Below are 14,289 nucleotides of genomic sequence, written 5' to 3'. Positions count from 1 at the left end.
GCGCGTCAGCGGCAGGCGGCACAATAGAGGCGTGCGCGTACGCCAGCTCCATCTCAGCGACTTCCGGTCCTACGCGCACGCCCAGATCGCGCTCGACGAGGGCCCCTCGATCCTGGTCGGGCCCAACGGACACGGCAAGACCAACCTCGTGGAGTCCCTGATCTACCTGGCCAACCTCCGCTCCCACCGGGTGTCCTCGGACGCCCCGCTGGTCCGCGCCGGGGCCGAGCAGGCCGTGGTGCGCGCCGAGATCGTCAGCGACTCCCGGCACCTGCTCGCCGAGCTGGCCATCGTCCCCGGCCGCTCCAACCGCGCCCGGCTGGGCCGCACCGCGCTGCCGCGGCCGCGCGACCTGATCGGAGCGCTCAAGGCCGTCGCCTTCGCGCCCGAGGACCTGGCGCTGGTGCGCGGCGAACCGAGCGTCCGCCGCCGGTACCTCGACGAGCTCCTGTGCTCGCGCTACCCGCGCTTCGCCGCCGTCCGCGGCGACTACGAGCGGGTCCTCAAACAGCGCAACACGCTGCTGCGGACGGCCTACCTGGCCAAGAAGAACGGCGGTCGGGGGCCGGGCGGGGCCGAGCTGGCCACGCTCGACGCCTGGGACGCGCACCTGGCCGAGCACGGCGCCGAGCTCATGGCCGGGCGCCTGGCGCTGGTGGCCGACCTGGCCGAGCCCGTCGCCAAAGCCCACGCGCGCATCGCCGACGGACGCAGCGAAGCGTCGATGGTCTACACCTCGGAGCTGGGCGGGGACCTGACCGCCGACCGCGAGGTGCTCACCGCCAGGATCTCGGCGGCGCTGGCCGCCGCCCGCGGCAAGGAGGTCGAGCGCGGCACCACGCTGGTCGGCCCCCACCGCGACGACCTGGAGCTGACCCTGGGCGAGCTCCCGGTCAAGGGCTACGCCTCGCACGGCGAGACCTGGTCGGTCGCGCTGGCGATGCGGCTGGGTTCGTTCGAGCTGCTCAAGTCCGAGGGCTCGGCGCCGGTGCTGATCCTCGACGACGTCTTCGCCGAGCTCGACACCACCAGGCGCGAGCGCCTGGCCGAATACGCCGAGGCCGCCGAGCAGACCCTCATCACCTGCGCGGTGGCCGCCGACGTCCCCGATCGGCTGACGGGGGCCCGGTTCGACGTCTGGGAGGGGGAGATCCGTCGTGTCCTATAGGTCGGACGGTTTCGCGTACCGCGGGCCGCGCCGCTCCGGCGGCCGGTCGGACGATCCGCGCTTCCGCAGGGAGTGGTCGGGGCCCGGCCCCGACAAGCGCGACCCCGAGACGATCGGGAGCCTGCTGGGCCAGGTGGTGCGCAAGAAGGGCTGGACCGCGAAGGTCTCGAACGCCTCGGTGTTCGGACGCTGGACCGAGATCGTGGGTCCCGACATCGCCTCCCACTGCCGCCCCGAGAAGCTCGAGGACGGGGAGCTGCTGGTCGTGGCCGAGTCCAGCGCCTGGGCGACGCAGCTGCGGCTGCTGTCGAGCCAGATGTACCGCAAGATCGCGGCCGCGCTCGGACCCGGAGTGGTGCGGCGGCTGCGGATCGTGGGGCCGAAACAGCCGACTCGTTCCTTCGGTCCGAGGCGAGTACGGTTTAATGGCTCCCGTGACACGTTCTGAAGCCGGACGACCCTAGGTCCGTAGGGGGGTTCACATCCTCGCCTCCCGTCGCGACTGTGACGACGCCAAGGCGCAGAGATAGGGAAATCCGAGCTCGGACGCAGTAGACTTGACAATTGATCGGCGGCCGATTCGTTCGGCCGCCTCCTTGGTGGGCGGGAGCCCGTCCCGGAACGGACACCGAACGCGGACGGCCGCAAGTGTCACACCCGTGGACTAGCGTTCTCACCGACCGTGAACGACGACAGAAGGAGTTGCCGGTGGCGGCGAAGAAGCAGGACGAGTACAGCGCCTCATCGCTGACGGTCCTCGAGGGCCTCGAGGCGGTCAGGAAGCGCCCGGGCATGTACATCGGCTCGACCGGCGAGCGCGGCCTGCACCACCTCCTGCAAGAGGTCGTCGACAACTCGGTCGACGAGGCCATGGCCGGCCACTGCACCGACATCGGAGTCACGCTCCTGGCCGACGGCGGCATCCGCGTCGCCGACAACGGCCGCGGTTTCCCCGTCGACCCGCACCCGAAGCTGAAGAAGCCGGGCGTCGAGGTCGCGCTGACGGTGCTCCACGCCGGCGGCAAGTTCGACTCGAAGAGCTACGCGGTCTCCGGCGGCCTCCACGGCGTCGGCGTCTCGGTGGTCAACGCGCTCTCGACCCAGCTGGAGGTCGAGATCCGCCGCGACGGGCACGTGTGGCGCCAGCACTACAAGAACGCCCAGCCAGGCCCGCTGGAGAAGGGCGAGCGTTCGGACGAGACCGGGACGATCGTCAGCTTCTGGCCCGACGGCGACATCTTCGAGACCCTCGAGTTCGACTACAAGACGATCTACCGGCGCCTCCAGGAGATGGCCTTCCTCAACAAGGGGCTGGCGATCACGCTGCTGGACGAGCGGTCCGAGCAGCTCGACGACGAGGGCCAGGCCAAGGCCGTCACGTTCAAGTACGACGAGGGCATCGCCGACTTCGTGCGCCACCTCAACGCCACCAAGAGCGCCGTCCACCCCACGGTGATCTCGTTCCAGGCCGAGGAGAGCGATCAGGCCCTCGAGATCGCGATGCAGTGGAACGAGTCCTACGGGGAGTCGGTCTACACCTTCGCCAACGCCATCAACACCCACGAGGGCGGCACTCACGAGGAGGGCTTCCGCTCGGCGCTGACCAACGCGGTCAACCGGTACGGCCTGGAGAAGAAGATCCTCAAGAGCGACAAGGACCGCCTCTCGGGCGACGACATCCGCGAGGGGCTGGCCGCGATCATCTCGGTCAAGCTGCGCGAGCCGCAGTTCGAGGGCCAGACCAAGACCAAGCTCGGCAACACCGAGGTCCGGGGCTTCGTGCAGCGCATCTGCAACGAGTGGCTGCCAGACTGGCTCGACCGCCACCCGAAGGAAGCGCGCGTCATCGTGCAGAAGGCCGCCAGCGCGGCCCAGGCCCGCAAGGCCGCGCAGCAGGCCCGCAAGCTGGCCCGCCGCAAGAGCCTGCTGGAGACCTCCTCGATGCCGGGCAAGCTGGCCGACTGCCAGTCGACCAACCCCGGCGAGTGCGAGATGTTCGTGGTCGAGGGCGACTCGGCCGGCGGCTCGGCCAAGCAGGGCCGCAACCCGCGCACGCAGGCGATCATGCCCATCCGCGGCAAGATCCTCAACGTCGAGAAGGCGCGACTGGACAAGATCCTCAAGAACAACGAGGTCCAGGGCATGATCACGGCCCTGGGCACGGGGATCCACGAGGAGTTCGACATCGAGCGGCTCCGCTACCACAAGATCATCCTGATGTCGGACGCCGACGTCGACGGCCACCACATCAACACGCTGCTGCTGACGCTCCTGTTCCGCTTCATGCGGCCGCTGGTGGAGCTCGGGCACGTCTACATGAGCCAGCCGCCGCTGTACAAGATCAAGTGGAACAAGAAGGGCGACCTGGTCTCCTACGCCTATTCCGACGCCGAGCGCGACCGGCTGGTCGAGGAGGGCATCGCCCAGGGCAAGCCGGACCCGCGCCGGTCCGACGGCGTGCAGCGCTACAAGGGTCTCGGTGAGATGAACTACACCGAGCTGTGGGAGACGACGATGGATCCGTCCAGTCGCAATCTTCTCCAAGTGCAGCTCGACGACGCGGCAACTGCCGACGAGCTCTTCAGCGTCTTGATGGGTGAGGACGTGGAGAGCCGGCGCCGGTTCATCCAGGAGAACGCCAAGGACGTCCGCTTCTTGGACATCTAGCCCGGGCGGCCGACGGCCCCGATGACCACGATCCGTCTTACAGAGCAAGGAAGCACTGGTGCCTGAGAACAACCAAGACCAGCTGGACCTCCCGGAGGGCGGCGGCCGCATCGATCCGGTGGGGATCGAAGTGGAGATGCAGCGCTCCTACCTCGACTACGCGATGAGCGTGATCGTGGGGCGCGCGCTGCCGGATGTGCGCGACGGCCTCAAGCCGGTCCACCGCAAGATCCTGTACGGGATGTACGACGGCGGCTACCGGTCCGACCGCAGCTACGTCAAGTGCTCGCGCGTCATCGGCGACGTCATGGGCCAGTACCACCCGCACGGTGACGGCGCGATCTACGACTCGCTGGTCCGCATGGCCCAGCACTGGTCGCTGCGCTACCCACTGATCGACCCGCAGGGCAACTTCGGTTCGCCGGGCAACGACCCGGCCGCGGCGATGCGGTACACCGAGTGCCGCCTGGACCCGCTGGCGATGGAGATGCTGCGCGACATCGACGAGGAGTGCGTCGATTTCGAGCCGAACTACGACGGCAAGACCACCGAGCCGACGATCCTGCCCTCGCGGATCCCGAACCTGCTGATCAACGGCTCGGAGGGGATCGCGGTCGGCATGGCCACCAAGATTCCGCCGCACAACCTGCGCGAGGTCGCCGCGGCCGTGAACTGGTGCCTGGACCACCCCGAGTCGACCGAGGAGGAGGCTCTGGAGGCGCTGCTGGGGATCATCACCGGCCCGGACTTCCCGACCGGCGCGACGATCCTGGGCCGGGCGGCCATCGAGGACGCCTACCGGACCGGACGAGGCTCGATCAAGATGCGCGCCGTCGTCGAGGTCGAGGAGGACAACAAGGGCAGGGCGTGCCTGGTGGTCACCGAGATGCCCTACCAGGTCAACCCGGACAACCTGGCAGAGCGGATCGCCGAGTTGGTCAAGGACGGCAAGCTCACCGGCATCGCCGACATCCGCGACGAGTCCTCGGGGCGCACCGGCATGCGCCTGGTGGTCGTGCTCAAGCGCGACTCGGTCCCGAAGGTGGTGCTCAACAACCTCTACAAGCACACCCAGTTGCAGGAGACGTTCGGGGCGAACATGCTCGCGCTGGTCGACGGGGTGCCGCGCACGCTGAACATCGCGCAGATGGTGCGCTACTACGTGGCCCACCAGATCGACGTGATCGTCCGGCGCACCCAGTACCGGCTGCGCAAGGCCGAGGAGCGGGCGCACATCCTGCGCGGCCTGTCCAAGGCGCTCGACCTGCTGGACGAGACGATCGCGCTGATCCGCCGCTCGCCTTCGGCAGAGGAGTCGAAGTCCGGCCTGATGAGCCTGCTCGACGTCGACGAGATCCAGGCCACGGCGATTCTCGACATGCAGCTGCGCCGCCTGGCCGCGTTGGAGCGGCAGCGGATCCTCGACGAGCTGGCCGAGATCGAGGAGAAGATCGCCGACTTCGAGGACATCCTGGTCCGGCCCGAGCGGCAGCGCTCGATCGTGCGCGACGAGTTGGCAGCGGTGGTCCAGCGCTGGGGCGACGAGAGGCGCACCACGATCCTGCCCGACGCCGGCGAGGTGTCCATGGAGGACCTCATCGCCCGCGAAGACATTGTGGTGACTATCACTCGAGGCGGTTACGTCAAGCGCACCAAGGTCGACTCGTTCCGCTCGCAGAAGCGCGGCGGCAAGGGCGTCCAGGGCGCGCAGCTGAAGCAGGACGACATCGTCAGCCACTTCTTCGTGTGCACCACGCACGACTGGATCCTGTTCTTCACCAACAAGGGCCGGGTGTACCGGGCGAAGGCGTACGAGCTGCCGGAGGCCAGTCGCACCGCGCGCGGCCAGCATGTGGCGAACGTCCTGGCCTTCCAGCCGGACGAGACGATCGCGCAGGTCATCCAGCTCCAGTCCTACGAGCAGTACCCGTACCTGGTGCTGGCCACCAGGAACGGCCTGGTCAAGAAGAGCCGGCTGAGTGATTTCGACTCTTCCCGCACCGGCGGTATCGTCGGGATCAACCTGCGGGACGGCGACGAGCTCGTCGGGGCGGCGCTCATCGAGGCCACCGCCGACTTGCTGCTGGTCAGCCGCAAGGCCCAGTCGATCCGCTTCCAGGCGTCCGACGAGAGTCTGCGGCCGATGGGCAGGGCCACCAGCGGTGTGATCGGGATGCGCTTCGTCGGCGACGACGAATTGCTCACGATGATCGTGCTGCGCGATAATATGGACATCCTCGTGGCGACCAGCCGCGGATATGCGAAACGGACTCCGGTCGAGGCGTATCCGCAGCAGGGCCGCGGCGGAAAGGGCGTTCTGACGGCGAAGATCACGGAACGACGTGGCGATCTGGTGGGGGCGCTGTCGGTCAAGCCCGACGACGAGCTGTTCGCGATCACCTCGGAGGGAGGCGTCATCAGGACTCCGGTCAAGCCGGTCCGTAAGACCACGGACCGCAACACCATGGGTGTCAAGCTGATCGATCTGCCCGACGAGGTCTCGCTGCTCGCGATCACCAAGAGCGCCGAAGAACCCGACGACGAGCAGGACGAGTAGATGACCGAAGCGAAGGCCACCGCTGCCGAGACCGAACGCGAGGAGGTCGAGACCTCCCCCGATCCGGTCGAGGAGCCGAAGGCGGAGGGCGGTGCGCCCTCGTCGGATTCGTCCGCTGACGACCAGGACAAGACCCTGACGATCCGTCGCCCGCCTGGCATGACGCCGCCGCCGGTGAGCCCCGAGGCGGTCCCGCAGATGCAGCCCGGTCCGCCTCCGGGCGCGGCCGTGACCAGTTCGGCGCGTGTGGCCGACGCGGTGCGCGCGGCCCGGGCCGCGGTCACGCAGGCGGCCGGGCGGGGTCCGCGGCGGGCCCGGTTGCGGCTCAAGCGGATCGACCCGTGGTCGGTGATGAAGTTCTCCTTCGCGGTCTCGATCGTGCTGTTCATCGTCATGGTGGTGGCCACGACCGTCCTCTACATCGCGCTGGACGCGATGGGCGTGTTCGACACCGTCAACGACATGCTCGCGATGCTCATGGGCACCAATTCCGACGCCGCCGGCGGCGGGGTCGACACCGAGAACATCCGGATCACCGCCAAGGGCGTGATCGGCGCGGCCGCGCTGCTCGGGGTGGTCAACATGGTCCTGTTCACGGCGCTGGCGACGCTCGGCTCGTTCATCTACAACGTCTGCTCCGACCTGGTCGGCGGCATCGAGGTGACCCTCGCCGAACGCGACTAGGCTCTCGGACGGGACGGCCCGCGACGACGAGGATTCGTCCGCGCGGGCCGTCTTCGCGCCCGAGTGACGGCCGTCCCTCGCTGCGGGGGGCCGCTTGCGTCCGAAGGGCCGCAGTGGGGTAACCTTTCTCAGCGTCGCCGACGGAGCGACGAATCCCGGGCGTATAGCTCAGGCGGTTAGAGCGTTGAGCTGATAACTCAAAGGTCCCTGGTTCGAGTCCAGGTACGCCCACCATAATCCCAGGCCGGTATCGCCACTGGTCTGGGATTTTCGGTTTTCTGGACCGATTCGCCTTGGAATACCAGAGCGCGCGGCGGCCTTGAAGGGGGAGACGCCCCCGATCCCGAAGGAGCGACCGCGCATGAGCGCACCGCGCAGCTTCCTGTTCGTCCTCGGCAGCGCCCGCCCCGGCGGCAACACCGAGACCTTGGCCAGAGCGGCCGCCGAAAGCCTGCCCGAGACCGACCGGCAGGAGTGGATCCACCTCGACGAGGCGGGCCTGCCGCCGTTCACCGACCGCCGCCACACCGGCGACGGCACCGCCCCGCCCGCCGCGGGTGCCGAGAAGCGCGTCCAGGACGCCACGCTCGCGGCCACCGACATCGTCATCGCCTCCCCGCTGTACTGGTACTCGGTCAGCGGCACGGTCAAGACCTACCTCGACTACTGGTCCGGCTGGATGCGCGTGTCCGGTCTGGGGTTCCGCTCCCGCATGGCCGGCAAGCGGCTGTGGGGCGTCAGCGCCGTCTCCGACCCGGACCCCGCCGCGGCCGACCCGCTGGCCGGGACCCTCCGACTGAGCGCCGGATACCTGCGCATGGAATGGCGCGGCCTGCTGTTGGGCAACGGCAGCCGCCCCGGCGACGTCCTCAGCGACCACGACGCGCTGGCCGAGGCGAAGACCTTCCTCGAACTCGACGCGCCCGGCTCGTAGCGGTCCGCGCTGGCCCGCCGGGAACGCGTGGCGCTGTTCGCTATGCTGTGTCGCATCGTGCAATGCCGAACCGGACGTTGCGTAACCGAGCAAGCTCTGCTTCTAGGGGGCCTGGGTTCATGTGGAAGAAGCTTTTGATCGTCGCCGGCGTGGCGACCGTCGCGGTGGTCGTGGCCAGGAAGGTCAAGTCCATCAACGACGAGCGCACGCTCTGGCACGAGGCCACCACGTCCGCCGAGGACGTGCGCTGAACGAAGGCGTTGGCCAACTCACCGCGCTCCGGGTATCCTCGCTGGTGCACTGAGCCCGGCGGGGATACTCGCACCGGAGGCGCTACCCCTCAGGGGGTTTCGGGGCTATAGCTCAATTGGCAGAGCACCTGCTTTGCAAGCAGGAGGTTAGGGGTTCGATTCCCCTTGGCTCCACTAAATCACCAGGTGAGGCCGGGTCTAGTACCCGGCCTCACTGCTGTTCTGGGGTCTCTGGGACGGATTCAGGACGGTCGGGAATCGTCCCGAGGGCTTTCGACCGCCCGGCGTCGAGCGCGTTGGCGACCTCCCCGACCCGGGCGGGGAACAGGTCGGCGTACACGTCCAAGGTCATCGCCGCGGTGGCGTGCCCCATGGCGGCCTGAAGCGTCTTCACGTCGGCCCCGGCCGCGATCGACAGGGACGCGAAGGTGTGGCGCAGGCTGTGCGGCGTGATCGCCTTCGGCAGCTTCGACTTCGCCACGGCAGGGTTGAAGATGCGCGGGCGGAAGTTGTGGGCCCGGATCGGTCCGCCCTGCGGGGAGGTGAACACCAGCTCGCCGTCGTCGCGACCGGCCACGAACGGCTTCAACTCGTCGACCAGGACTTTCCCTCACGGCGAAGGCGTCTACTTCCGCGACGGCGCCGCCGTGGTCGACGCTGGCCACCGCCTCCTGGACTACTGGCAGCGCCGCCCCGAGTTCGAGGTGGAGCCGCAGTTCTCCGACGAGCACACGCCCACCGTTCAGCCCGTGGAAGACCTCGCAGTCGACCACGGTTGAGCGCGCGAATCCGCCCCCGTCCCGAGGTGGTGCAGGGGCGGCGCGCAAGGCCATGCGCCGCGCCGCCAGCAAAGATAACTGACCACCGGCCCCGGCCGGGGACGCGAATCGGCCCCGGCCACCGTGAAAGTGACCGGGGCTGTCGTCTTGTGCTACTCGTTGCCGTTCAGGAGCTTGACTCGGGTGTAGTAGTGATGACCTCGCTCAGTGCGGACCCGTACCCAGGGTGCAGATCCGAGCACCTGGCTGTTCTCAAGGGTCAACACGATCGACTTCTCGCGAGCATCCGCTGACACCCCGACCGGCTTGGCGATCTTCTCGGAGCAACTTCCCAGACGGCGGAGCAGTAGCCACCGGAACTGACAGACTGCCGCGTCGACGACCGTGATTGGCGATGTGGCCGTGACGTAGACGCGGACCTTGGTCCTCACTTCGCTTGCCGTGGCCCGGCGCTTGGCCACCATCATCGGTGCCCGCGGCCTCCTGGCATCCCCGGGGAGAGCGACCTTGACGTTCGGGCCGGACTCGGCTCTGACCGTTACACCCTGGCGCCGGTCGCGTGCGAACTTGATGAGGTGAGCCGTGAGGGAGAGTCCTGCGATGACCCAGCCAACCCAATTGAGGTTCTGCATTACGCGGCACCGCGTCGCTCGAGGAACGAGACCGCGTGCTCGACCATCGCGATGATCTCCTCGGCCGTCGCCCCGTTCGGACGGAGCACGTGGAGCTGGGAGACCACGTTCAGGACCACGCCCTGCATGCGCCGTATCTCGGCCTCGGTGAGGTAGTCCTTCGCTACCACCGACTTGCAGAACCCCTCACCGCGCTTCTTCGGCTTCCCGGTCAGCTGTGGCCGGGTCTTGATGATCTGCTTGGCGGTAGCCCCGAACAGCTCCAAGTACAGGGCGTTCTGGACGCGCGCGTAGTCGAGCGACTCGGTGGCGCCGCCGGCCTTGATGGAGTCGAGGACGAACTTGTAGTCCATCCGCTCCTCCAGCCGGGCCTTCGCAATCGCGTCGAGGCGTTCACGTCCGGCCTGGATCTGGTCGTCGGTGATGCGCTGTTCGTCGACGACCATGCCGTGCTGGTCGAGTTCGTCGAGCATATCCAGGACACGGTCGGCATAGGCGATCGCGCGCGAGTGATTCGACCGCATCAGCAGGCGGCGAGCACCTCGCTTGGTCAGGAATTTCACCTTGGCCGTGGTCGTACCGCGGCCTCGTTTGATTGAGGTCGAGATTTCGACTTCATCGCCGGGTTGGAGGTGGTCACGGCGGACATCACTAGGACTGGACCACCCGGCCCAACGGATGAGGCGCTCGGACATGAAACACGGCCCATGCTCCGGATGGAGAATGATCGCCGACTCGTCCAGCCCTTCGAAGTCGAACGCTTCGAGTGCTGCGCTGTTAGCGACGGCCATGGACTGCTCGACGTGCTCGTCGAACGGCAGGCCCTGTTGGTTGCCTGGGATCGTGATCTTTTTGTGATGTCCTTCTGACGGGACACCACTTGTACCCGCCTGGCTCGCTGCCATAGGGTGGGGCTCCTAACGAATTAGCAGTTGGCCGTCCCGGGGGTTCCAATTCTGGGACGGCCATAGTCATGTCTGATTGAGGCCCGAGACGCCGGGCCGGAGGTTCCTGCGGCGGTCCGTCGTGAGGACGCCTCCTCTGTACGGTGAAGAAGACCCTACACCCCTACACCGACAGTGCATGCACGATTCCAGTTGAGTGTCCACTGGGCCCCGACGTGCGCAAATACTCAGCGCTGCAACAGAACTGATGGGAAGGATGCGCGTAGTTACAGGTCATGTGAACGGCATGTGGATAACTTGTGGAGTTCCCAGAGTTATCCACAGGTCCAGCCCCCGGCCGAGGTTCAGGTTTGCGGGTCCGGCGACGAGCAAGTCGGGAACTTGACGCCGCGGATGATCACGTCGAGGACTCCGTGCGCGGCGAAGGGACCGCCTACCCCGGCATATCGGCCGGATCAGCGATCAGCGGAGGGTAGAGGAGTCGAACCCCCAGGCTTGCGCCTGGCCCGGGTTTCAAGCCCGGTTCGCCGCCGTGGCGCTACCCTCCCAGGCTATTGCGTGGACGGCGAGGCGACCTTGCTCAAGACTGCCTCGGCCCACAGCCAGGGGTCGCATTCGCCGTGCTTCACGAGTACCTTGCCGAATCGGCAGCCTGCGCACATGCCGTCGGCGTCCTTGAAGTGGAACCGCTTCGTTCGGTGGGCGTCCTCGGTCAAGCTCCGGCTATACAGCGTCACGGCCGCACTCCTTCGCGTCGGCGTCCGGGCAGGGCCACGGCTCGTGGCAGGACTGGCAGATCGGGCTGTCCCGGAGCACCTCGGTGCAGCTCTGGCAGCCGCAGCCGCCGTGTGTGGGGATGTGGAAGGCAGGGTGCTCGTCGGGCGGCCTCAGCGGTTCGGCGGGTGCTGTGGTTCGTTCGCGGCGGCTTACCATGTGCTCGTCTCGCTTCCCTTGCAAGTGAGTCCGTGCTCCAGGGCCGTTCCAGCGGTCGCCGGAGCCTTCTGTGACGACCGCGGGCACCGTCCGGATCGGTCGCCCACCCGGCCGAGCCGGGACAGCAAGGACCGGACACCCGCGGCCTACGGCTATCGTTGAGCCAGAAGGCCGTCACAGGGGAGTTGACCAGCGTTGACTTCTCAGGCGGGCAACGGTCAACGCAAGGGGTTGGCATGAGCGACTTCGGCGACTTGGTGCGCGCTGAACTCCAGCGAAGCGGCTACACGCTCCGCGCGGCGTGTGCGGCCATGTACCGAGACCCCGCCTACCTCTCGCGCGTCGTCAACGGCAAGCAAGCGCCCTCGATAGCGCTGGCCGAAGACCTGGACCGGCTGCTGGGCATTCAGAGGTTCACCAAGGCCCTAACGAAGCAGGCAGCCCCGGCGCTCGATGGCGACTCGATCGCGGCCTTGGAGTTGGCACGGCTTGCCGCCGCCTCCGAGGTCGGCGCTGGCACCGTCGACCTGTTGGAGCAGTCCTTCAACGATCTCGCCATCGCCTACCAGCGGACCGATCCGATCGAGCTGCTGGTCGACGTGCGCTCGCACCTGGCCTACCTGTCGGGCCTGCTGGGCAAACAGACCACGCTCGCCGAGCACCAGCGCCTGTTGGACCTCGGCGGCTGGTACTCGCTACTAGCCGCGACGCTCAACGTCGACTTGAAGAACGGCAAGGCCGCCGCGGCGCAACTGCGGACCGCGGCCAGTCTCGCCGCCGAGGCCGGAAACCGCGTCATTCCCGCGTGGGCCCTCGAGACCCGGGCGTGGGCGTCCTTGACCGCCGGGAACTATCCGAGCGCTCTGGAGTTGTCCCTGGCAGCGCAGGAGGCCGCCCCGGACGGGTCCTCGGCGCTGATTCAGGCCACCGCGCAGGAGGGACGCGCACGGGCCCGCCTCGGGCAGCGGAAAGAGACTCTGGCGGTGGTCAACCGGGTCCAAGCCATGGCGACCACCGACCCGACGCAGCCGAAGCACCATTACCAGTACGACCCCGCGAAGGCCATGAGCTACACGGCGACCACGCTCGCTTGGGTCGGCGACGCCGCCGCCGAGCGGGCCGCCCGCGAGGTGATCGCGGCCTATCCCGACGAGGACCACACGCGGTGGCCGCGGCGGCTGGCTACCGCGAAGATCGACCTGGCGCTAGCCCTGGTGTCGAAGGGCGCGCTCGACGAGGCCGCCGACGCGACACTCAAGGCGCTCCTGTCGGGCCGCGTGGTGCCCTCGGCGCGGTGGCGCGCGGCCGAGGTCGTCCGAGTCGTCGACGAGGCCGGCCTCCCTGCCGCCGCGGATTTGCGTGAGGTCTTCGACGGTGAGAGTGGACGGTTATTGCGGGACGGTTCCAGGACGGTCGAGGTCAAGACAGGCGGGGAATTGCCGGGATACTAGGAGACTGTTTTTCGAGGTCACGCGGGATTCATCGAACGTTCGTGCAGGTAGTGAAACCGTGGATCTAGGGCAGGTGGTTAGGGGTTCGATTCCCCTTGGCTCCACAGAGTTAGACATTCAGTTGAAGAGCGGTCATCAGGTTGATGGCCGCTCTTTTCGTCGTGAGCACCTCAAACGTTCCCGGGGGCATGTGTCAAACTCGCAGCGTGCCCCCATCCCTTGCTGCTTCTGCTGCACCTCTGTTGCGCCACATCAAGATCTCGCCGCCGATGAAGGGCGATGTGCTCATCAGCGCCTCGGTTGGCGCTGCCGGGGAGGCGGTCACGTTGTGGGGACCGGAGGCCCTCCTTCATCGGTCTCGCTCACCGATTCGTCCGCCGTTCGAGGCCACCGGGGCGTTCTTGCCCGATACGGCTTCGTGGCGAGCCCGCGTCGTCAGCACATCCCACGACGGCCACTCGGATACCGTCGAGATCAAGGGTCCGTTTCCCCGCTTCCCACACGTGCATTCCATGCCCGGCGGCGAATTGCTCATGGTCGGGTATCGATGCTGGTTCCGTGATGGGGCGGCCGAGCACAATGCGGTCGTCGTCGGCCCGGACGGCGCCCACCGGCGATCCGGCTCGCTCGGCGACGGCATCGAGGACATCCAGATCACTCCAAGTGGCCGCATCGTCGTCGGGTACTTCGACGAAGGCGTCTTCGGTGGCAATTACGGCTGGGCAGATGCCGCAGGCCAGATCCCGATCGGCGACCCAGGGCTCGTCGAGTTCGACGCCGATCTCAACCTGGTCTGGTCATACCCACCGTCATGGCGGGCATCCGAAACCGGTGAGCCAGCATTTCCACCGATCGCCGACGCCTACACCTTGAACGTTGTCGGCGAGACCGTCTGGGCCTGCATCCACGTGGACTTCCCTGTACTTCGGATCAACGACGGCCAAATCGACGTCTGGAAGAACGATCTCGTCAATGGAGCCTACGACTTCCTCGTCCTCGATGACTTCGTCGGGTGGGTCGGCGGCCACGGTATCGAGCCTGAGCGGCTGACCGTTGCACGGCGCACCGGTGATGGCACCGACCTGTACCGGACCTTCCGCGTGACAGGGGAGGACGCTGTCGCGCCGCGAACGTACGTCGCGAGCTGCAACCGCGCCTCAATGCTTCACCGATTCACTGAAGCAGGCGACTGGTACCTCCTCGACCTCGCCTCGCTCGACCTCTGAACCGAAACTGCCGCCAGCGACCGGCAGGGCGGAAACCAGGTCGCCTATCCGTCGGCGCTGCGGGGACTGTGTATCTAACGGTGTTACCGGCCTGTAGTTATC

The 14,289-nt window shown here is 67.4% G+C and carries 14 protein-coding genes and 3 tRNA genes; 12 read left to right on the top strand and 5 right to left on the bottom strand.

All coding sequences use genetic code 11. From position 1 onward, the window contains the following. Positions 1-31 precede the first annotated feature (31 nt). The 9 genes from recF (at position 32) to JFB92_RS06665 (ending at position 8,435) form a co-directional block, all read left to right on the top strand. Complete coding sequence (gene recF, locus JFB92_RS06700) at positions 32-1,168, top strand: DNA replication/repair protein RecF (protein WP_199036226.1); 1,137 nt, start codon at positions 32-34, stop codon at positions 1,166-1,168. Beyond that, the gene (locus JFB92_RS06695; RefSeq protein WP_199036224.1) at positions 1,158-1,616 is read left to right on the top strand and encodes a DciA family protein; all 459 of its coding nucleotides are present in this window, start codon (positions 1,158-1,160) and stop codon (positions 1,614-1,616) included. The genes recF and JFB92_RS06695 overlap by 11 nt, the downstream gene beginning before the upstream one ends. A 260-nt stretch (positions 1,617-1,876) precedes the next feature. Beyond that, entirely contained in the window at positions 1,877-3,835 is a 1,959-nt protein-coding gene (gene gyrB, locus JFB92_RS06690) for a DNA topoisomerase (ATP-hydrolyzing) subunit B (protein WP_199036222.1), read from the top strand. A 58-nt stretch (positions 3,836-3,893) separates the two neighbouring features. Continuing rightward, on the top strand, positions 3,894-6,392 hold the full coding sequence (gene gyrA, locus JFB92_RS06685; protein WP_199036220.1) for a DNA gyrase subunit A: 2,499 nt from the start codon (positions 3,894-3,896) through the stop codon (positions 6,390-6,392). Next, entirely contained in the window at positions 6,393-7,076 is a 684-nt protein-coding gene (locus JFB92_RS06680) for a DUF3566 domain-containing protein (RefSeq protein ID WP_199036218.1), read from the top strand. A gap of 157 nt (positions 7,077-7,233) precedes the next feature. Beyond that, positions 7,234-7,310: transfer RNA gene (locus tag JFB92_RS06675), tRNA-Ile, on the top strand. A 127-nt stretch (positions 7,311-7,437) separates the two neighbouring features. Further along, positions 7,438-8,010, top strand: coding sequence for a flavodoxin family protein (locus JFB92_RS06670; RefSeq protein ID WP_199036216.1), 573 nt, complete (start codon positions 7,438-7,440; stop codon positions 8,008-8,010). Between the two features lie 119 nt (positions 8,011-8,129). Further along, positions 8,130-8,261 (top strand): DLW-39 family protein, encoded by a 132-nt coding sequence (locus JFB92_RS25335; RefSeq protein WP_211234906.1) that lies wholly within the window; start codon positions 8,130-8,132, stop codon positions 8,259-8,261. Between the two features lie 101 nt (positions 8,262-8,362). Further along, positions 8,363-8,435: transfer RNA gene (locus JFB92_RS06665), tRNA-Ala, on the top strand. Between the two features lie 37 nt (positions 8,436-8,472). Here the strand turns inward: JFB92_RS06665 and JFB92_RS06660 are convergent. Beyond that, a complete protein-coding gene (locus JFB92_RS06660; RefSeq protein WP_199036214.1) occupies positions 8,473-8,838 on the bottom strand; it encodes a tyrosine-type recombinase/integrase in 366 nt (121 codons plus the stop codon). Positions 8,839-8,908: 70 nt separating this feature from the next. On the opposite strand from JFB92_RS06660, the gene JFB92_RS26060 reads away from it, so the two are divergent. Further along, a complete protein-coding gene (locus JFB92_RS26060; RefSeq protein ID WP_269847839.1) occupies positions 8,909-9,040 on the top strand; it encodes a hypothetical protein in 132 nt (43 codons plus the stop codon). Positions 9,041-9,192: 152 nt separating this feature from the next. On the opposite strand, the gene JFB92_RS06655 is transcribed toward JFB92_RS26060, so the two are convergent. The 4 genes from JFB92_RS06655 to JFB92_RS06640 all read right to left on the bottom strand — a co-directional run bounded on the left by JFB92_RS06655 (position 9,193) and on the right by JFB92_RS06640 (position 11,314). Next, the gene (locus JFB92_RS06655; protein ID WP_199036208.1) at positions 9,193-9,672 is read right to left on the bottom strand and encodes a hypothetical protein; all 480 of its coding nucleotides are present in this window, start codon (positions 9,670-9,672) and stop codon (positions 9,193-9,195) included. After that, positions 9,672-10,577, bottom strand: a complete 906-nt coding sequence (locus JFB92_RS06650; RefSeq protein ID WP_199036206.1) for a hypothetical protein — start codon at positions 10,575-10,577, stop codon at positions 9,672-9,674. The genes JFB92_RS06655 and JFB92_RS06650 overlap by 1 nt, the downstream gene beginning before the upstream one ends. Positions 10,578-11,043: 466 nt before the next feature. Then, positions 11,044-11,124: transfer RNA gene (locus JFB92_RS06645), tRNA-Ser, on the bottom strand. A 4-nt stretch (positions 11,125-11,128) separates the two neighbouring features. Beyond that, positions 11,129-11,314, bottom strand: coding sequence for a hypothetical protein (locus JFB92_RS06640; RefSeq protein ID WP_199036204.1), 186 nt, complete (start codon positions 11,312-11,314; stop codon positions 11,129-11,131). A gap of 432 nt (positions 11,315-11,746) precedes the next feature. Between JFB92_RS06640 and JFB92_RS06635 the strand changes: the two genes are divergently transcribed. Together JFB92_RS06635 and JFB92_RS06630 are read left to right on the top strand one after the other, a co-directional pair. Continuing rightward, the gene (locus JFB92_RS06635) at positions 11,747-12,961 is read left to right on the top strand and encodes a helix-turn-helix domain-containing protein (RefSeq protein WP_199036202.1); all 1,215 of its coding nucleotides are present in this window, start codon (positions 11,747-11,749) and stop codon (positions 12,959-12,961) included. A gap of 242 nt (positions 12,962-13,203) precedes the next feature. After that, positions 13,204-14,187 carry a hypothetical protein gene (locus tag JFB92_RS06630; protein ID WP_199036200.1) on the top strand — a complete coding sequence of 328 codons (984 nt, stop codon included), beginning with the start codon at positions 13,204-13,206 and terminating at the stop codon, positions 14,185-14,187. Positions 14,188-14,289 lie beyond the last annotated feature (102 nt).

The sequence above is a fragment of the Glycomyces salinus genome, from assembly GCF_016428645.1.
GTDB lineage: Bacteria > Actinomycetota > Actinomycetes > Mycobacteriales > Micromonosporaceae > Glycomyces > Glycomyces salinus.
The sequence above is the reverse complement of the archived record's forward strand: the minus strand, read 5'-3'. Positions and strand labels throughout refer to the sequence as shown.